The sequence below is a fragment of the Streptomyces bobili genome, assembly GCF_002154575.1.
In the GTDB taxonomy this organism is placed as follows: domain Bacteria; phylum Actinomycetota; class Actinomycetes; order Streptomycetales; family Streptomycetaceae; genus Streptomyces; species Streptomyces bobili.
Map to the genome: position 1 here is coordinate 1 of NZ_MUBA01000417.1, position 17,349 is coordinate 17,349.

Sequence of the window (17,349 nt, forward strand, 5' to 3'; positions counted from 1 at the left end):
GCCCTCGCCGACCGGTACGGCGTCCGGCCCGTGGTACTCGCCGGATGCGTGCTGCGCATCGCCGGATTCGGGTGGCTCGGGTACGCCGGGAGTGCCCCGGCCGTCGTCGGGGCGGTGCTCCTCATCGGTTTCGCCGCCGCACTGTTCTCGCCCGCGGTCGAATCCGAGGTGGCCCGGCAGGCCGTCGCGTGGGAGGAGTCGGGCGGCGGGTCCCGCACACGCGTACTGGCGCTGTTCACCGTCGCCGGGCAGGCCGGGGCGTTCGTCGGCCCCCTGCTCGGGGCGCTGCTGCTGTCGGTCGACTTCCGCGCGGTCTGTCTGGCGGGAGCCGGCGTCTTCGTCCTGGTCCTCGCCGGCCACGCCTGGCTGCTGCCCCAGCACATCCCCGGGCGAGTGCGGGTCCAAGTGCGGGGCGGAATCGGCCCGTTGCTGCGCAACCGGCGCTTCCTCGGCCTGTGCTGCGCGTACGGCGCCTATCTCCTCGCCTACAACCAGCTCTACCTCGCCCTGCCCGCCGAAGTCGAACGTGCCGCCGGTTCGCAGGCCCCGCTGGCCTGGCTGTTCGCGCTGTCCTCCCTCCTGGTGGTGACCGCCCAGCTGCCGGTCACACGATGGGTGGGGGAGCGGCTCACCCTGAGGCGGTCCATGGCGGCGGGGCTGGCGCTGATCGCGACCGGGTTCGGTGTCGTCGCGGTCGCGGCGCCCTCCGGGGCGACGGGCGTGACCGGACTGCTGCCCGCCGCCGGTTTCGTCGTCCTCCTCACCCTCGGACAGATGCTCGTGGCGCCGGCCGCCCGCGCCTGGGTTCCCGACCTCGCGCAGGAGGGACGGCTCGGTCTGTACATGGGGGCGTTGTCCTCGGTCTCCGGAGTGATCGTGCTCATCGGCAGCGCGGGCACGGGGACGCTCCTCGACAGTGGGCTGCCGACGGCTGTGCCGTGGGCCGTGCTGGCGGTCGTTCCGGCGGTGGCAGTGCTGTTGCTTCCGCGGAGGGGGTAGGGACTGCGTGTGCGTTGCCCGGCCGTGGCAGGCGCTCCGCCGCCGGACCCCTGGTTCGGCCTGAACGGCCTCGTCCTCGAACGCCGGACAGCTGGGGATCCCGGCGTGGTCGTAGCCTGCTCCGTCCGGGCCGGACACAGGGACCCGGTGCGCGAAGACCAGTGCGCGGACCGGGGCGGGAAGAGCGGTGCCGGGGGGCATCGTCGCCCACGGACCGGCGCGGGGCGACCGCCGCCGGAAACCGTTGGCCGCAACGCCTCCCCCCACGCGACGAGGGCCCGGATCCGTGCAGCGGACCGGGCCCCTCGATGTCGTGTGCCAGGACTAGCGTCCGGCCAGTTCCAGTTCCAGTTCCAGTTCCAGTTCCAGCGCCGACCGCTTTCCCGCCGGGACCGTATCGGCGCCCGTCCCCTCCGTCCCCCGGGTCGTCCGCGACTCCCGCCACAGCCACAGCACATCGCGGCCGAAGGACCACAGCAGCAGGGCCAGGGCCAGCAGGGCCACCGCGAAGTTGCCGGCGTACGGGAGCAGGTCGGCGCCGGCGACGAGGAGGCAGATGCCCTGCATCGCGGCGACCGTCTTGCGGGCCGTGCTCGGCGGGAGCGGGGCGTTGAGCCAGGGCGCCACTCGGGCCGCCGCGACGAAGGCGTAGCGCATCGCGCCGATCAGCAGGACCCAGGGGCCCAGCGCCATGGAGACGTACACGCTGAGGACGAGGATCAGGAAGGCGTCGACCTCCATGTCGAAGCGGGCGCCGAGTGCCGTCGAGGTGCCCGTGCGCCGCGCCACCTTGCCGTCCACGCCGTCCAGCAGCAGGGCCACGGCCGTCAGGCCGACCAGCAGGGACACGGGCGGCGCGCTCACGAAGGAGTCCGCGACCAGTGCTGTCACCCCGCCGACCAGTGTGGCCCGGCCGAGGGTGACTCGGTTCGCCGGGCCGAAAGTGCGCAGACCCGAGCGGTGCAGTGCCCGTGAGAGCACCGCCCAGGTGGCTACGGCGAAGACGAGGCCGGTCACCCAGCCCGCCGGGCCCATGCCGATCGCCGTGCCGAGCAGGGCCAGTACCAGGATCTGTACGCCCGCTCCCACAGCGGTCTCCTGTTGGACCAGCCTTGCGTCGTAAGTGTTGTTCAGGGCCACCGCACATCCTCCGGCCAGGTGACAGAGTCGATCAAGGCCGCGTACTGTGCGCGACCTGTGCACACCTCGGTACGTGAGCAAGTTCCCGAACGTTCAGGAGGACGCCGATGAACCGCACTGCACGTGCGTTCTGGATCGGTTCGCCGGGCCATGGAGAGATCCGTGATGTGACCCTGCCGGACCCGGCGGAGGGTGAGGTCGTCGTCCGTTCGCTGTACTCGGGGGTCAGCCGCGGCACGGAGACCCTCGTCTTCCGCGGCGGCGTCCCGGAGAGCCAGCACGCGGTCATGCGGGCGCCCTTCCAGGAGGGTGACTTCCCGGCGCCGGTGAAATACGGCTACCTCAATGTGGGGGTGGTGGAGGAGGGCGCCGCGGCACTGGTCGGGCGTACCGTTTTCTCCCTGTTCCCGCATCAGACCCGCTTCGTCGTCCCGGCGAGCGCCGTCACCGTCGTACCGGACTCCGTGCCCGCCGGGCGGGCCGTCCTCGCCGGCACGGTCGAGACGGCCGTGAACGCGCTGTGGGACGCGGCGCCGCTGGTCGGCGACCGGATCGCGGTGGTCGGCGGCGGCATGGTCGGCTGCTCGGTGGCCGCGCTGCTGAACCGCTTTCCGGGCGTACGCGTGCAGTTGGTGGACGCCGATCCGGCGCGGGCGAAGACCGCCGAGGCGCTCGGCGTCGGCTTCGCCTCCCCGCAGGACGCGCTGGGCGGCTGCGACCTCGTCGTGCACGCCAGCGCCACCGAGCAGGGCCTCGCCCGCTCCCTGGAACTGCTGAGAGCCGAGGGCACGGTCCTCGAACTGAGCTGGTACGGCGACCGTATGGTCTCCCTGCCGCTCGGCGAGGCCTTCCACTCCCGGCGGCTGGTCATCCGCAGCAGCCAGGTCGGCACCGTCTCCCCACGCCGCGCGAACCGCAGCTACGCCGACCGCCTCGCCGTCGCCCTGGACCTTCTCGCCGATCCCGCGCTCGACGCGCTCGTCACCGGGGAAAGCGCCTTCGACGAGTTGCCGGAGGTGATGCCCCGGCTCACGAGCGGGGCGATTCCGGCCCTGTGTCACAGGGTTACCTACGAGAAAAGCGCCTGACCTGAGAAAAGAGTGAGAGTCGGCTGAACACGGGGAAGCCAAGAGCCGTACTACACGGCATCCCCCGGCGGCCGATGGCCGGGGGACCAGACGCGCCGCACCTGGAGGGTCGTCCGTTGTTCAGTGTCACGGTCCGCGATCACATCATGATCGCCCACAGCTTCCGCGGTGAGGTCTTCGGACCCGCTCAGCGCCTGCACGGAGCGACGTTCCTCGTGGACGCCACTTTCCGCCGCGAGCAGCTGGACGACGACAACATCGTCGTCGACATCGGCCTGGCGACCCAGGAACTGGGCGCCGTCGTCAGCGAGCTGAATTACAGAAACCTCGACAACGAGCCCGACTTCGCCGGGGTGAACACCTCCACGGAGTTCCTCGCCAAGGTGATCGCCGACCGGCTCGCCGAGCGGATCCACAAGGGCGCGCTCGGCGAGGGCGCCCGGGGCATCGCCGCCCTGTCCGTCAGCCTGCACGAGTCGCACGTCGCCTGGGCGAGTTACGAGCGTGCGCTGTGACCGACGCGACGATGGAAAAGGCCCCGCTCGCCTATCTGCCCGCGCAGCCGGTGACCCCGAAGAAGAACGGGGGGATCATCCCCATGTCCCTGCGTTCCGTGCACTTCGTCATGCCGGGCGGGGTCGACGACCCGGCGAACCCCAGCGGCGGAAACGCCTACGACCGCCGTGTCTGCCTCGACCTTCCCGGCTTCGGCTGGCAGGTCGAGAAGCACCGGGTCGCCGGTGACTGGCCCAGCCCGCAGGCACCCGCCCGCGCCGAACTGGCCCGCACACTGCGCGAGCTGCCCGACGGCACCGTCGTCCTGCTGGACGGGCTGGTGGCCTGCGGCGTCCCGGAGATCGTCGTACCGGAGGCGGAACGGCTGCGGCTCGCCGTCCTGGTGCATCTGCCGCTCGGCGACGAGACGGGCCTCGACCCGGCGCTCGCCGCCGAACTCGACGCCAAGGAGCGGGCGGTGCTGCGCGCCGTCCCCGCGGTGATCGCCACCAGCGACTGGGCGGTCCGCCGCCTCGTCTCCCACCACGGCCTGGCCCCGGAGAAGGTGCACGACGCCGCCCCCGGCGCCGACATCGCTCCCCTCGCCTCCGGCACCGACGGCGTCTCCCGCCTGCTGTGCGTGGCCGCCGTGACCCCCCGCAAGGGGCAGCACCGGCTGATCGAGGCGCTGGCCGCGGTGACCGACCTGCCGTGGACCTGCTCCTGCGTGGGCGGCCTCGGCCAGGACCCGGAGTACGTCGCCCACCTGCGCCGCCTCATCAGCAGGTACGGCCTCGAGGACCGGCTGGAACTGGCCGGACCCAAGGCGGGCGCCCAGCTCGACGCCGCGTACGCCTCCGCCGACCTGATGGTCCTCACCTCCTACGCCGAGACCTACGGCATGGCCGTCACCGAGGCCCTCGCCCGCGGCATCCCCGTCCTCGCCACCGATGTGGGCGGTGTGCCGGAGGCGGTCGGCCGCGCTCCCGACGGCGGCGTGCCCGGCATCCTCGTTCCGCCGGAGGACCCGGCCGCCCTCGCCGCCGAGCTGCGCGGCTGGTTCGGCGAGGCGGACGTACGGCGCCGGCTGAAGGCTGCCGCGCGAGGCCGGCGGGCGGCCCTCAACGGCTGGGCGAGCACCGCCCAGCGCCTCGCCGGCGTCCTCGGCCGGCTGCCCGGCGAACCCCGGAGGGCGGCATGAGGAAGACCACGATGACCCCGGCCGACCTGGCACGGCAGATCGGGCGGATTCCGGGGACCGGAACTCGGGAGGTGTCCTCGGACATGGAAACGCAGACAACCGATGTCATGCAGACGACCGATGTCCTGCAGACGACCGATTCCGTGCCGACAACCGGTGTCATCGAGGGCGCGGGCCCGGTGACCCGCCCCGGCGAGCGGCCGACCGTACGGCTGCGCGACGAGGACGGCGTGGCGCAGGAACCGCCCCGCTACGCCCCCGAGTGGCTGCGGCTGCGTGAGCCCGCCGACGCCGACGCACGGGCCATCGACCTGCTGGACCCGCTGCGGATCCGGCTGGCCAACCTGCCCGGCCGCACCGGCGGACTCGTCGTGCACGACCTGGGCTGCGGCACCGGCTCGATGGGCCGCTGGCTCGCCCCCCGCCTCGACGGCCCTCAGCACTGGATCCTGCACGACCGCGACCCCTACCTGCTGCACTTCGCGGCCGTCGGCTCGCCCCGGGTCGCCGCCGACGGCAGCCGGGTCACCGTCGAGACCCGCCGCGGCGACGTCGCCCGGCTGACCCCGGACGCCCTGGTCGGTGCCTCACTGGTGACCGCGTCGGCGCTGCTGGACGTCCTCACCCGCGAGGAGATCGACACCCTCGCCGCGGCCTGCGCGGGCGCCGGCTGCCCCGCACTGCTGACCCTCTCCGTCGCCGGGCGGGTCGAACTGAGCGCCGAGAACCCGATGGACGAGGAGATCGCCGCCGCCTTCAACGACCATCAGCGGCGCGGCGGCCTCCTCGGACCCGACTCGGTCACGGCGGCCTGCGAGGCGTTCGCCGACCACGGCGCCAGCGTCAAGGTGCACCCCAGCGCCTGGCGGCTCGGCCCCGACCAGGCCGCGCTCACCGCCCAGTGGCTGCGCGGCTGGGTCGGCGCCGCCGTCGAGGAACGCCCCGAACTCGCCGCCCGCGCCGAGACCTACCTCGCCGCCCGGCTCGCGGCCTGCGCCGCCGGCGAACTCCACGTCACCGTCCACCACAGCGACCTCCTCGCCCTGGCCCGCCCGACGGGCGGCGCCTGATGAGCGCGGAGACGGTGGGCGCGCGCGTCCCGGCGGCGCCGCAGCCGGCGCGGCGCGCGCGGACGGCCGTACGACGGCCCTCACGCGACGGCGTGAACCGGACGGGAACGGCCGTCACCGCTTGCCGTACGGCGGCCGGTGCGCTGCCCGCCCGTGCGGCGGCCGTGCCGTTCCCGGCGCGTACCGGTCCCGCCGTCTCCGAGGCCCGTATCGGTGTCGTCGTGACCGAGCCGCGGGCTCCCCGGTCGGCCCCGGCGCCGGCCCCGGCCGCTCGTTCCCGGTTCGCGGCGCTGCGCACCCATCTCGGCACCGTCGCCGGCGTGGTCATCCTCGGGGTCCTGGTGTGGCGGATGGGCACCGGCGCCGTCCTGGACGGACTCCGGCGCATCGATGCCGCCACTCTGCTGCTCGGGCTCGGGATCGGCGCCGTCACCACCGTGTTCAGCGCGTGGCGGTGGGCGCTGGTGGCCCGCGGACTGAAGATCCGGCTGCCCCTCGGGCCCGCCGTCGCCGACTACTACCGCTCCCTCTTCCTGAACGCGGCCCTGCCCGGCGGCATTCTCGGCGACGTGCACCGCGCGGTGCGCCACGGGCAGAGCACCGGCGACGTCGGACGCGGCGTACGGGCCGTCGTCCTGGAGCGCACGGCGGGACAACTCGTGCTGGCCGTCGCAGGAGTGACGATCCTGCTGACCCTGCCGTCGCCGGTCATGGCCGACGTACGGCACTTCGCGCCACTGGCCGCCCTTGGTGCGGTCGGCGTACTGGCCGTCGGTCTCGCCCTGCGCATGAACTCCTCGGCCTCCCGCCGGGGCGGACGCGTCCGGGCGGCCCTCGCGGAGGCGCGCGAGGGGCTGCTGTCCCGGCGTAACGGGCCCGGCGTCGCCCTGTCGTCGGCGGTCGTCCTGGCCGGGCACCTCGCCACCTTCGTCGTCGCCGCCCGCGCGGCCGGCTCCGCCGCCCCGGTGCTCACCCTGCTGCCGCTGGCGGTCCTCGCCCTCCTCGCGATGGGCGTGCCGCTGAACGTCGGTGGCTGGGGCCCCCGCGAGGGCATCACCGCCTGGGCGTTCGGCGCGGCCGGACTCGGCGCGAGCACCGGACTGACGGTCGCCGTCGTGTACGGCGTGCTCAGCTTCGTGGCCGCGCTGCCCGGCCTCGTCGTCCTGCTCGCCCGCTGGTGCACCGGACTGCGGGACCGCGGCCAGGCGGCCGGCGGCGAGGTGGCCGGCAGCGTCGTAGCGGACGCGGAGCCCCGCGAGGGGCGTCACACGGAGGGGCCGTCGTCATCCCCTTCGGCCGTCCCGGTGGTCAGTATCGAGAAATACGTCCCGAAGGAATCCGCCAGGCTCGTCAGGAGTTCCTTCCCCTTTTCCGCGGACCCCAGGGAGGGACGGCCGATGACGCCCGAATCGGTATAGGCGGACATTCCCAGCGTGAGCAGATGGCGACGGTCGTCCGCGGTGAAATCGGCCGACTCGTAACCGGGCCGGACGAGTTCGGGATGGGCGTGCAGCAGGATCGAGGTCTCGATTTCCCCGGCGTGCATGTCGGTGAGCAGAGAGGTCGACACCCCGGACCGCTGCCGTGCCGACTCCCAGTCCTCGGCGGCCGGGAAGAGCGCCATCCGCTCCCCGCGGGCGGAGGACTCCTGGACCGCGTTGCCCAGGACGTAGTTCCCGCCGTGTCCGTTGACCAGCACCAGGGCCTCGACGCCCGAGCGGCGCAGTGAGGCCGCGATGTCCTGTACCACCGCGTGAAGGGTGACGGCGGAGATGCTGACGGTTCCCGGCCAGTCCGCGTGCTCGTGCGAGCAGGCGATGGTCACCGGAGGGAGGAGGTGTACCGGATACGCGGCGGCGATCTCCCGCGCTATCGCGCAGGCGACGAGCGTGTCGGTCGCCAACGGCAGGTACGGCCCGTGCTGTTCGAAGCTTCCGACGGGCAGCACCGCCACCTGGACCGGGACCTCCGCGCCGCGCCACCGCACGTCCTCGGTGGTGTCCGACGGCACCAGTCCTCCGTACGCCGCCGCCGTTCGCATTCCCGAACCACTCATCTTTTCCCGGCCTTTCGTCTCTGCTTAGGAACCAGATCATGACAGACAAATTTGGCGTGCTCGGCAAGAAGTCCCCCCAGCGCACCGGTGTGGAACGCGTGGTGAATGCACCGCTGCCCACCGTGTACGGCAAATTCCAGGCGATCGGTTACCTCGACCACGACCGCGGCGACGAGCAGGTGGCCCTGGTGTACGGCGAGCCGGGCGCCGAGAACGTGCTGACCCGGCTGCATTCGGAATGCCTGACCGGCGACGCGTTCGGCTCCCAGCACTGCGAGTGCGGCGATCAGCTCGAATCCGCGCTGCGGGCCGTCGTCGCCGAGGGCCGGGGCATCGTCGTCTACCTGCGCGGGCACGAGGGCCGCGGCATCGGGCTGCTGGGCAAGCTCCGGGCGATGGCGCTCCAGGCGGAGGGCCTGGACACCGTCGAGGCGAACGTCGCGCTGGGCTTCCCCGTGGACGCCCGCGACTACAAGGTGGCCGCCGACATCCTGCGCGACATGGGCGTGCGCTCCGTCCGCCTGATGTCGAACAACCCGCGCAAGCGTGAGGCGCTGGTCGAGAACGGCATCCAGGTCGCCGAGGAGGTACCGCTGCTGATCGAACCGTGCGAGAACAACATCACGTACCTGCGCACCAAGCGTGAGCGGCTGGACCACCGCCTGCCGCACCTGGACGCGGTGGCGCACTGGTCCTGACGACGCGCCGGCTCCCCGGTCCCCCCGCCGGGCAGCGGTTCCGCGGTGGCGCACTGTCCTGAAGTCGCGCACTACGGACCGCCGCGAGGGGTAGGGATCACGACGGTCAACGCCCCGGCAGGCGGCAGCCGCGGCAGCCGCTCCGGCACGCGACAGCCTCGGTACTCGCGTCCGTCACGGCCCGCGACGTCGCCGCACAGGACAACCGGAATGTCTCGGTGGCCCCGGTCCCGGTCCGGATGCCGGGTCGGGGGCGGCCGTCGGAAGGAGCCGCCCGCGTGAACACGCATGCCTCGGTCGTCGTCATCGGCGGCGGAGTGATGGGGACGAGCATCGCCTACCATCTGGCCGCCGCCGGCGTCCGGGACGTCCTGCTGGTGGAGCGGGACGAACTCGGCGCGGGCTCGACCTCGAAGGCCGCCGGCGGTGTACGCGCCCAGTTCTCCGACGAACTGAACATCCAGCTCGGCGCGCGCAGCCTGGAGGCGTTCGCCCGGTTCGGCGAGGAGATCGGCTCCGACATCGGACTGCACCGCGTCGGCTACCTGTTCCTGTTGTCCACGCCCGAGGAGGTCGCCTCCTTCGAGGCGGGCGTCCGGCTCCAGAACGCGCTGGGCGTGCCCAGCCGCATGATCGATCCGGCCGAGGCCCGCCGGCTCTCCCCGCTGATCACCACCGAGGGGTTACGGGCCGCCGCGTACTCGCCCGACGACGGACACTGCACGCCGGAAGCCGTCGTCCACGGTTACGCGGCCGCCGCCCGCCGCTGCGGGGCGCGCATCCTGCGCCACACCGAGGTGACCGGTATCGAGACGCAGGGCAGCAGGATCACCGCCGTGACGACCACTCTCGGCCGCATCACCACCGACACCGTGGTCTGCGCGGCCGGCGCCTGGTCCCGGTCCGTCGGCGCGATGGTGGGCGTGGATCTGCCGGTACGGCCGCTGCGCCGCCAGATAGCGGTCACCGAACCGTTCCCCGGTGGTCTGCCTCCCGGCCTGCCGATGACGATCGACTTCACCAGCAGCCTCTACTTCCACGCCGAGGGCCCTGGCCTGCTGGTCGGCATGTCCGACCCGGACGAGCGGCCCGGCTTCGCCACCGACACCCACGAGCGCTGGATCCCGCGCCTCGTCGCCGCGATGGAACGCCGCGCCCCAGCCCTCCTCGACCTGCGCCGCGCGGGCGGCTGGGCGGGACTGTACGAGGTCACCCCGGACCACAACGCCCTCATCGGCGAGGCGACTTCGATATCCCGTTTTCTGTATGCGACCGGCTTCTCGGGGCACGGCTTCCTCCAGGGACCCGCCGTCGGCGAGGTCGTCCGCGACCTCTGCCTCGGCCGCGTACCCTTCGTGGACGTCAGCCCCCTCGGCGCCGGCCGGTTCGCCGCCGACGCCCCGCGTCCGGAGGTCAACCGCGTATGACGGAACGCCACCTGTGGCTGCGCCACGAGGTCCGCTCCACCGAACGCCGCACCCCGATCGTCCCCGACGACGCCCGCCGGCTCGTCGACAACGGGGTGCGACTGACCGTCGAGGAGTCCCCGCAGCGGATCTTCCCCGCCGCGGAGTACGAGGCGGTCGGCGCCCGGATCGCGCCCGCGGGCTCCTGGACGTCGGCGCCATCCGGCACGGTCGTCCTCGGCCTCAAGGAACTCCCCGACGAACCGGCCGGACTCACGCACCACCACATCTACTTCGGGCACGCCTACAAGGAACAGCCGGGCGCCGCACGCCTGTTGCGCAGGTTCACAGCCGGGGGAGGGGCGCTCCTCGACCTGGAGTACCTGGTCGACGACGAGGGCCGCCGGCTCGCCGCGTTCGGCTACTGGGCCGGCTACCTCGGCGCGGCCCTCGCAGTGCTCCAGCACCGGGGCCGGCTCACGGCACCCCTGCGCCCCACCGACAAGAACGCCCTGGACGACACCCTGCGCAGGCTCCCCGGCGACGAGGACCTCACCGCGCTCGTCGTCGGCGCCCTGGGCCGCAGCGGGCGCGGCGCGCGGGCCGCGTTCGACACGGCAGGCGTCGATCCGACCTGCTGGGACCTGGCGGAGACCCGCGCCCTCGACCGCGTGGCGCTGCTCCGCCACGACGTCATGGTCAACGCCGTCCTCGCCACCAGCCCGGTCCCGCCGTTCCTGCGCGAGCGGGACATCGACGACCCCGCCCGAGCGCTGCGCACCCTCTGCGACGTCACCTGCGACGTCGGTTCGCCCCTCAACGTCCTTCCCGTCTACGACCGGACGACCGAGTGGGCCGAGCCCGTCCGGCGGCTGCGCAAGGAACCCCCGCTCGACCTGATCGCCATCGACAACCTCCCCTCCCTGCTGCCGCGCGAGTCCAGCGCCGATTTCTCCCGCGCCCTGCTGCCCCTCCTGCTGGAGTACGACGCGCACCCGGCCTGGTCGCGGTGCCTGGCCCGGTTCCGGCAGGCCTGCGCCGGCCTCGTCGCCGACGGGGACGGCGGGCACCGTGGCTGAGCGGGCCGCCGCGAGCGGCACCGTCCACTGGGTGGGTGCCGGCCTGTCCACGGGCAGCGGCCTGGCCGCGCTCCGCGAGCACGCCGACCGGGTCCGGCTGTGGCACCGCAGCGAGGAACGCGCCGCCGACGCCCTCGGCCGGCTGGGCCTGACCGGACGCGTCGAACCGCGCGCCCACACCCGCGACGCGCTCACGGCCGAACTGGCCCCCGGTGACATCGTGGTGTCGATGCTGCCGGCCGGCGAACACGCCTCGCTGCTCGCGGCCTGTGTGGCGAAGCGGGCGCACTTCGCCTGCTCCAGCTATGTCTCGGACGCGGTGCTGGAGCAGGTTCCCTCGGCCGTCGACGCCGGCACCGTCGTCCTCACCGAGGCGGGACTCGATCCCGGCCTCGACCACCTCTTCGCGCACGCCCTGGTGGCGCGCGCCCGTGCCGTCGTCGGGGACGGCACACCGGCCTCGTACCGCTTCACCTCGTACTGCGGCGGTATCCCGGCCGTCGCCGACGACTTCCGCTACCGCTTCAGCTGGGCGCCCCTCGGAGTCCTCAACGCCCTGCGCTCGCCCGCCCGTTACGTGGAGGGCGGCACCGAGACGACGGCCGAGCGGCCCTGGGAGGCGACCCGTGCGCACCTCGTCGACGGGGAGGTCTTCGAGGTCTACCCCAACCGCGACAGCATGCCCTTCGTCGAGCAGTACGGGCTGCCCGCCGCCTGGCAGGCGCGGACCTTCGTACGCGGCACCCTGCGGCTGGGCGGCTGGCGGCGCGCCTGGGAGCCGGTGTTCGAGGAACTGAAGGCGGGCGACGACACCAGGATCGCGGCCCTGGCCCGCGAGTTGGCGGCGGCGCACCCGATGACGGACTCCGACCGTGACCGTGTGGTCCTCGCCGTCTCCCTGGCAGTGCGGGCCCGCAACGGCACCTCCTGGTCCGGGAGTTACCTGCTGGACCTGGTGGGCGACGCGAAGGAGAGCGCGATGGCGCGCTGTGTCTCGCGGCCCCTCGCCCTCGGGGTCCGGCACATACTGGACGGTTCCCTGCCGGCGGGGCTGAACCGGGCGGCCGGTACGCAGCAGCGGTCGCGGGAGTGGCTCGGTGAACTCGCCCGGGACGGTGTCCCGTTCACCCTGAACGTCGACGGCCCGCCGGTCAGTCCGTGACCGCTTCGTGGACCAGCCGTTTGAGGTCGGGGTAGAGCTTCAGCGACTTCTTCGGCCGTAGCTGGGTGAGGAACTGGACGGTGAGGTCGCGGCTCGGGTCGACCCAGAACGTCGTCGTGGCCACCCCGCTCCAGCCGTAGGTGCCCAGTCCGGAAGGGGCCTGGGTGCGGGCCGGGTCGGTCACCACGGAGACGCCGAGTCCAAATCCGACTCCGTCGTTGCCCGGCTCGTCGTGGGCGGGCCGGCTGCCGACGGTACGCAGGTCGGCGCCGTCCGGCAGCTGGTTACGGGTCATCAGGTCCACCGTCTCCGGCTTGAGCAGCCGCGTCCCGTCGAGTTCGCCGCGGCGGCGCAGCAGCTCCATGAAGCGGTGTATATCGTATGCGGTCGCCACCATACCGCCGCTGCCCGACAGGAACCGGGGCCGCCCGAACAGCGGCAGCCCCGGGATCGGCTCTATCCCGCCCTCGTCCGTGCCGCCGTACAGCTCGGCCAGCCGGCCCGCCTGGTCGTCCGTGACCTGGAAACCGGCGTCGGGCATGCCGAGCGGGCGGAAGATCCGTTCCGCGAGGAACTCGTCGAGGGGCCGGCCGGAGACGACCTCGATGATCCGGCCCAGGACGTTGGCGGCCACCGAGTAGTTCCACTGCGTGCCCGGCTCGAACTGGAGCGGCAGCCGCGCGTACGCGTCGACGGTCGTCGCCAGGTCCGAACCGGGCAGCACCGCCGACTCAAGACCGGCCTCCCGGTACAGGGCGTCGACGGGATGGCACTGGTAGAACGCGAAGGTCAGGCCCGCGGTGTGGGTCATCAGGTGCCGCACCAGCGGGGGCCGCCCGGCCGGCCGGGTCTCCATGTCCTCGCCGGAGCCGCCGACGTACACCCGCGGATCGGCGAACTCGGGGAGGTGGGCGGCCACCGGGTCGTCGAGGGAGAGCCGGCCCTCCTCCATCAGCATCAGCGCGGCGACGGAGGTGACCGGCTTGGTCATCGAGTAGATCCGCCACAGGGTGTCGGACTCGACGGGGAGCCGGGCCGCGAGGTCGCGGTGGCCGTGAGTGGTGAGGTGGGCGATCCGGCCGCCGCGGGCGACGGCCACGAGGAAACCGGGCAACCTGCCCTCGTCGACGTAGTGGGCGACATGCTGGTCGAGGCGGTCAAGTGCCTTCGCGTCCAGCCCGACCTCGGTGGGGTCGACCTCTTGTCGCAGCTGTGCCATCGCTCTCCTCCGGTGCGTTCGAGCAAGGTGCGGTCCGGCATACCCCGCCGGAACGGCCTCAGACCTCATCGTCGCCCAGGGACGGCCCGAAAGACCCCCTTTCGACAGCGCGAACGGTGTGCCGTGCGTCGCTCGGACCGGCGGGAACGGGCCGCCCGAGGGGGTCGGGAACGGCCGCCGCAACGTCGGCTGGAAGGGAGGCGGGAACGCCGGTGGGAGGTCCGGCGAGCGGCCGTGGGCCGCCCGGAAGCGCACGGCACAACGGCAGCGCCGCCACGGCCGCCACGGCGAGCACGATCAGCGGCGACCTGGTCCCGGCCGCGCCCACGAGAACGGTTGCCGACGCCACCCCGAGAACCGGCCCGACGTTCATCGCCGTCTGCTGCAACCCGCCCGCGACCCCGGCCGACGCCGCGGGAGACTGCCGTACGACGACATGGGTCGCCGCGACCATCACCGTGCCGAATCCGGCGCCGACCAGGGCGAACCCGGCGCAGAAGGCCGCTGTGCCGGGGGCGGCGGCGAGGACGAGCAGGCCCGCGGCGAGTACGGCGGTCGCCCCCGCGACGGTGGAACGGGAACCGGCCCGGCGCAGCAGGACGGCCGACACCGGCGCCGCGGCCACCAGGGACGCGGCCAGCGGCAGACCGACCAGGGCGGTGCGCAGCGGGGTGAGACCCAGGTCGTCCTGGAGGACGTACACGCAGGTGAAGAGGCCGCCGTTGAGGGCCGCCGACACGGTGACCAGCAGGGCCAGGGACGCACCGACCGCGGGGGAGCCGACGACGGCGGGCGGCAGCAGCGGCGCGGGAGCGCGGCGTTCGCGGCGGACGAAGCCTGCCCCCGCGACGACCGTCGCCACGGCCCCCAGCGCACCGGCGGGTCCGGAGGGCGCGACGAGGGTGTGCACCAGGCAGGCCAGCGCCACCGCCAGCCAGAGGGCCCCGGGAACGTCAAGGGGCGTTCCTTCTGTCTCTGGACGCGGTTCCCATGCCATGTCCGGTGCCGGTCGCGATACCGGCGAAGAAGCGGCACGGGAACGCTTTCCGCCGGCGAGCGCGAGTGTGCCGAACACCACCGCGGGCACCACGTTCAACAGGAACACGGAGCGCCATCCGAACCCGGTCGTCAGCGCCCCGCCCAGTACGGGACCGGCGGCTGCCGCCAGCCCGATCGCGGCCGTACGCGCGGCGATCGGCCGGCGCAGCGCCTCCGGCGGGTACGTCGTCCGCAGCATGCCGAGCGTGGCCGGCTGCAGCAGTGCCCCGAACACGCCCTGCACCACGCGCAGCCCGATCACCCAGCCCACGCCCGGCGCGACCGCGACGCCCGCCGAGGCCGCGCCGAAGCCGAGCATCCCCAGGGCGAACGTACGCCGGTGCCCGTACCGGTCTCCGAGCCGTCCCGCGAACACCAACAGGGCGGCCACCGCGACGAGATACCCCGTGCTGGTCCACTGGACCTGGGCGAAGGACGCGTCCAGGTCGCGCTGCAGGGTGGGCTGGGCGACCGTGAGGACGGTGCCGTCCAGGGCGACGACCATGGCACCGCAGACGCTGCTCGCCAGGGTCAGCGGACGGTTCACCGGCCGGGCTCCGATCCCAGATGCGCGTCGAGCGCCGTCCGCAGCAGCGGTACGAAGTCGTCCGTGTCCGTGGCGAGTTGGAGGCTGCCCCAGCTCCACAACTGCGCGATGCCGTGCAGGTTCGCCCACAGTGCCGCCGTGACCGCGCGGGCGTCGGCATCCGGCCGGACCCGGCCGACCAGCTCCACCAGGACACCGAACAGCGGCAGACTGGTGTCCCGGAGTCCCAAGTGCCCGCTCGCCAGCAGGTCGTGACGGAACATCAGCTCGTACATGCCGGCGTTGTCGAGCGCGAACTCCAGGTAGACGCGCCCGAGTTCGGCGATCTGCTCGCGCGGGGGCGCGGTGCGGTCCCCGCGTGCGGCCGCCACCCGGCCGGCCAGGTCGGTGAAACCCCTGCGGGCGATGGCCGACAGCAGTTCCAGATGGGTCGGGAAGTGGCGGCGGGGCGCCCCGTGCGAGACACCCGCCCGGCGGGCGATCTCCCGCAGGCTCAGCGCCCCGACTCCCTCGCGGGCCAGCAGCTCCACCCCGACGTCGACCAGCCGGATCCGCAGATCCTGACCCGCCTTCTCCTCATCGCTCATAGACAGTGTCTACCAGGGTCGGTAGACACTGTCTACCGCCGGGTGGCGGTCAGGGAATGCGGAACGGTCCCCCACCCGTTGTGCCGACATGACTCAGGACACGCAGCACGCCCTGCTCGCCCTGCTCTCCGACGGCCGGGGCGGGGTACTGGCCACCCTCAAACGGGACGGCCGACCGCAGTTGTCGAACGTCAGCCACCACCACTACCCGGACGAGGGAGTCATCCGGATCTCCGTCACCGACGACCGGGCGAAGACCCGCAACCTGCGCCGCGACCCACGCGCCTCCTACCACGTGTCCGCCCCCGACCATCGCGCCTACACCGTCGTCGAGGGCACCGCCGACCTCTCACCCGTCGCCGGACACCCCTACGACGACACGGTGGAGGAACTCGTCCGCCTCTACCGCGACGTCCTCGGCGAACACCCCGACTGGGACGACTACCGCGCCGCCATGGTCCGCGACCGCCGCCTGGTGGTACGCCTGCGGGTGGAGCGCGCCTACGGCATCCCCAAGGGGGCCGACGACGGCTGACGGCACCGCCTGCACCACCGTTCCCACCGGTCGCCGTCCGGCCACGCCCGAGCCCCCGGAGCCGTGACGGCGTCCAGGGGCTCAGCGGGCGGAGTGGAGGGGAACGTACCCGTGGAGGGGGAGCGTGGCGGCGGTCAGGCGGTGACCGTTTCCCGCTCGGTCGCCGGCCGGCGCGGGCGCTCGCCCAGTTGCTCCGTCGGGATCCTCGCCGTCTCCTTGGCCGACAGGGCCGCGATCACCGGGGGCACGCACAGCGCCGCCGTGAACAGGGCCACCGCCGACCAGTCGTCACCGTCGGGGCCCGCGATCCGTGCGGCGAAGGTGACCGCGAATCCGGCTACGGCGAAGCCGATCTGGGTGCCGATCGCCATCCCGGACAGCCGCACGCGGGTGGAGAACATCTCGCCGTAGAAGGCGGGCCACACTCCGTTGGCGGCGCTGTAGACGATGCCGAAGGTGACGATGCCGAGGGCCATGGTCAGCGGGTAGGAGCCGGTGGAGATCGCCCACAGGTAGAGGAACATCGCCCCCGCGCTGCCGACAGCGCCGACCAGGAACACCGGACGGCGGCCGATGCGGTCGGACAGGGTGGCCCACAGGGGGATCGCCGCCAGCGCGACCAGGTTGGCCAGCGCGCCCACCCACAGCATCGAGGAGCGGCTCATCCCCACGGAGTCGCTGGTGGCGTAGGCCAGCGCCCACACCGTGAAGATCGTGGAGACCGAGGCGACGAGCGCACCCCCGACGACCCGCAGCACGTCCGCCCAGTGCTCGCGCAGCAGCACCACCAGCGGCAGCTTGACGACGCCCTCGCCGCCGGCCTGCTGGGCGAAGGCCGGCGTCTCGTCGAGCTTGCGGCGGATGACGTAACCGACGACGGCGACCCCGATGCTCAGCCAGAACGGCACCCGCCAGCCCCAGGCCAGCAGTTGGTCCTCGGGCAGCGCGGCGATGGGGAGGAAGACCAGCGTGGCCAGGAGCTGACCGCCCTGCGTGCCGCTGAGGGTGAAGCTGGTGAAGAAGCCGCGC

Annotated in this window: 16 protein-coding genes and 1 pseudogene; 11 read left to right on the forward strand and 6 right to left on the reverse strand. The window is 73.1% G+C overall.

Annotated features, from left to right (window positions below):
• On the forward strand, positions 1-999 hold a 999-nt coding region (locus BZL64_RS28485; protein ID WP_086772040.1), incomplete at its 5' end, for an MFS transporter.
• Positions 1,000-1,323: 324 nt separating this feature from the next.
• Here the strand turns inward: BZL64_RS28485 and BZL64_RS28490 are convergent.
• A complete protein-coding gene (locus BZL64_RS28490; RefSeq protein ID WP_086772041.1) occupies positions 1,324-2,139 on the reverse strand; it encodes a CDP-alcohol phosphatidyltransferase family protein in 816 nt (271 codons plus the stop codon).
• A gap of 107 nt (positions 2,140-2,246) precedes the next feature.
• On the opposite strand from BZL64_RS28490, the gene BZL64_RS28495 reads away from it, so the two are divergent.
• The 5 genes and pseudogenes from BZL64_RS28495 to BZL64_RS42050 all read left to right on the forward strand — a co-directional run.
• Entirely contained in the window at positions 2,247-3,227 is a 981-nt protein-coding gene (locus tag BZL64_RS28495; protein ID WP_086772042.1) for a zinc-dependent alcohol dehydrogenase, read from the forward strand.
• Positions 3,228-3,343: 116 nt separating this feature from the next.
• Complete coding sequence (locus BZL64_RS28500; protein ID WP_086772043.1) at positions 3,344-3,742, forward strand: 6-pyruvoyl trahydropterin synthase family protein; 399 nt, start codon at positions 3,344-3,346, stop codon at positions 3,740-3,742.
• Between the two features lie 11 nt (positions 3,743-3,753).
• The gene (locus BZL64_RS28505) at positions 3,754-4,923 is read left to right on the forward strand and encodes a glycosyltransferase family 4 protein (protein WP_391006980.1); all 1,170 of its coding nucleotides are present in this window, start codon (positions 3,754-3,756) and stop codon (positions 4,921-4,923) included.
• Positions 4,920-5,993 carry a class I SAM-dependent methyltransferase gene (locus BZL64_RS28510; protein WP_208639538.1) on the forward strand — a complete coding sequence of 358 codons (1,074 nt, stop codon included), beginning with the start codon at positions 4,920-4,922 and terminating at the stop codon, positions 5,991-5,993. Before BZL64_RS28505 ends, BZL64_RS28510 begins: the two co-directional genes overlap by 4 nt.
• Before the next feature lie 350 nt (positions 5,994-6,343).
• A pseudogene (locus tag BZL64_RS42050) lies at positions 6,344-7,084 on the forward strand (lysylphosphatidylglycerol synthase transmembrane domain-containing protein); the annotation flags it as partial.
• 173 nt (positions 7,085-7,257) lie between these two features.
• Here the strand turns inward: BZL64_RS42050 and BZL64_RS28520 are convergent.
• Positions 7,258-8,049, reverse strand: a complete 792-nt coding sequence (locus tag BZL64_RS28520) for a creatininase family protein (RefSeq protein ID WP_167396211.1) — start codon at positions 8,047-8,049, stop codon at positions 7,258-7,260.
• Positions 8,050-8,087: 38 nt separating this feature from the next.
• Between BZL64_RS28520 and ribA the strand changes: the two genes are divergently transcribed.
• The 4 genes from ribA to BZL64_RS28540 all read left to right on the forward strand — a co-directional run bounded on the left by ribA (position 8,088) and on the right by BZL64_RS28540 (position 12,394).
• Positions 8,088-8,747 (forward strand): GTP cyclohydrolase II, encoded by a 660-nt coding sequence (gene ribA, locus BZL64_RS28525; RefSeq protein WP_086772047.1) that lies wholly within the window; start codon positions 8,088-8,090, stop codon positions 8,745-8,747.
• Positions 8,748-8,986: 239 nt separating this feature from the next.
• Positions 8,987-10,174: an NAD(P)/FAD-dependent oxidoreductase gene (locus BZL64_RS28530; RefSeq protein ID WP_425276078.1), complete on the forward strand. Its 1,188-nt coding sequence runs from the start codon at positions 8,987-8,989 to the stop codon at positions 10,172-10,174.
• Positions 10,171-11,232 (forward strand): saccharopine dehydrogenase, encoded by a 1,062-nt coding sequence (locus tag BZL64_RS28535; RefSeq protein WP_086772049.1) that lies wholly within the window; start codon positions 10,171-10,173, stop codon positions 11,230-11,232. The genes BZL64_RS28530 and BZL64_RS28535 overlap by 4 nt, the downstream gene beginning before the upstream one ends.
• Positions 11,225-12,394, forward strand: coding sequence for a saccharopine dehydrogenase family protein (locus tag BZL64_RS28540; RefSeq protein ID WP_086772050.1), 1,170 nt, complete (start codon positions 11,225-11,227; stop codon positions 12,392-12,394). Before BZL64_RS28535 ends, BZL64_RS28540 begins: the two co-directional genes overlap by 8 nt.
• Here BZL64_RS28540 and BZL64_RS28545 read toward each other — a convergent pair.
• Genes BZL64_RS28545 through BZL64_RS28555 form a run of 3 tightly spaced genes read right to left on the reverse strand, consistent with a single transcriptional unit; the run spans position 12,384 to position 15,785 of the window.
• Positions 12,384-13,613, reverse strand: coding sequence for a serine hydrolase domain-containing protein (locus BZL64_RS28545; protein WP_086772051.1), 1,230 nt, complete (start codon positions 13,611-13,613; stop codon positions 12,384-12,386). The genes BZL64_RS28540 and BZL64_RS28545 overlap by 11 nt on opposite strands.
• 58 nt (positions 13,614-13,671) lie before the next feature.
• Positions 13,672-15,198, reverse strand: coding sequence for an MFS transporter (locus BZL64_RS28550; RefSeq protein WP_086772052.1), 1,527 nt, complete (start codon positions 15,196-15,198; stop codon positions 13,672-13,674).
• Positions 15,195-15,785 (reverse strand): TetR/AcrR family transcriptional regulator, encoded by a 591-nt coding sequence (locus BZL64_RS28555; protein WP_086772053.1) that lies wholly within the window; start codon positions 15,783-15,785, stop codon positions 15,195-15,197. The genes BZL64_RS28550 and BZL64_RS28555 overlap by 4 nt, the downstream gene beginning before the upstream one ends.
• 88 nt (positions 15,786-15,873) lie before the next feature.
• On the opposite strand from BZL64_RS28555, the gene BZL64_RS28560 reads away from it, so the two are divergent.
• Positions 15,874-16,320: a PPOX class F420-dependent oxidoreductase gene (locus BZL64_RS28560; RefSeq protein WP_086772054.1), complete on the forward strand. Its 447-nt coding sequence runs from the start codon at positions 15,874-15,876 to the stop codon at positions 16,318-16,320.
• A 134-nt stretch (positions 16,321-16,454) separates the two neighbouring features.
• Here the strand turns inward: BZL64_RS28560 and BZL64_RS28565 are convergent.
• Positions 16,455-17,349 (reverse strand): MFS transporter (locus BZL64_RS28565; RefSeq protein ID WP_086772055.1); only part of this gene is annotated, 895 nt, incomplete at its 5' end.

What these genes read in the sequence shown, in the direction of transcription:
- BZL64_RS28555 (WP_086772053.1), bottom strand. Translation starts at nt 15,785, where the DNA reads ATGAGCGATGAGGAGAAGGCGGGTCAGGATCTGCGGATCCGGCTGGTC.
- BZL64_RS28510 (WP_208639538.1), top strand. Translation starts at nt 4,920, where the DNA reads ATGAGGAAGACCACGATGACCCCGGCCGACCTGGCACGGCAGATCGGG.
- BZL64_RS28530 (WP_425276078.1), top strand. Translation starts at nt 8,987, where the DNA reads ATGCCGGGTCGGGGGCGGCCGTCGGAAGGAGCCGCCCGCGTGAACACG.
- BZL64_RS28545 (WP_086772051.1), bottom strand. Translation starts at nt 13,613, where the DNA reads ATGGCACAGCTGCGACAAGAGGTCGACCCCACCGAGGTCGGGCTGGAC.
- BZL64_RS28535 (WP_086772049.1), top strand. Translation starts at nt 10,171, where the DNA reads ATGACGGAACGCCACCTGTGGCTGCGCCACGAGGTCCGCTCCACCGAA.
- ribA (WP_086772047.1), top strand. Translation starts at nt 8,088, where the DNA reads ATGACAGACAAATTTGGCGTGCTCGGCAAGAAGTCCCCCCAGCGCACC.
- BZL64_RS28505 (WP_391006980.1), top strand. Translation starts at nt 3,754, where the DNA reads ATGGAAAAGGCCCCGCTCGCCTATCTGCCCGCGCAGCCGGTGACCCCG.
- BZL64_RS28495 (WP_086772042.1), top strand. Translation starts at nt 2,247, where the DNA reads ATGAACCGCACTGCACGTGCGTTCTGGATCGGTTCGCCGGGCCATGGA.
- BZL64_RS28560 (WP_086772054.1), top strand. Translation starts at nt 15,874, where the DNA reads ATGACTCAGGACACGCAGCACGCCCTGCTCGCCCTGCTCTCCGACGGC.
- BZL64_RS28520 (WP_167396211.1), bottom strand. Translation starts at nt 8,049, where the DNA reads ATGAGTGGTTCGGGAATGCGAACGGCGGCGGCGTACGGAGGACTGGTG.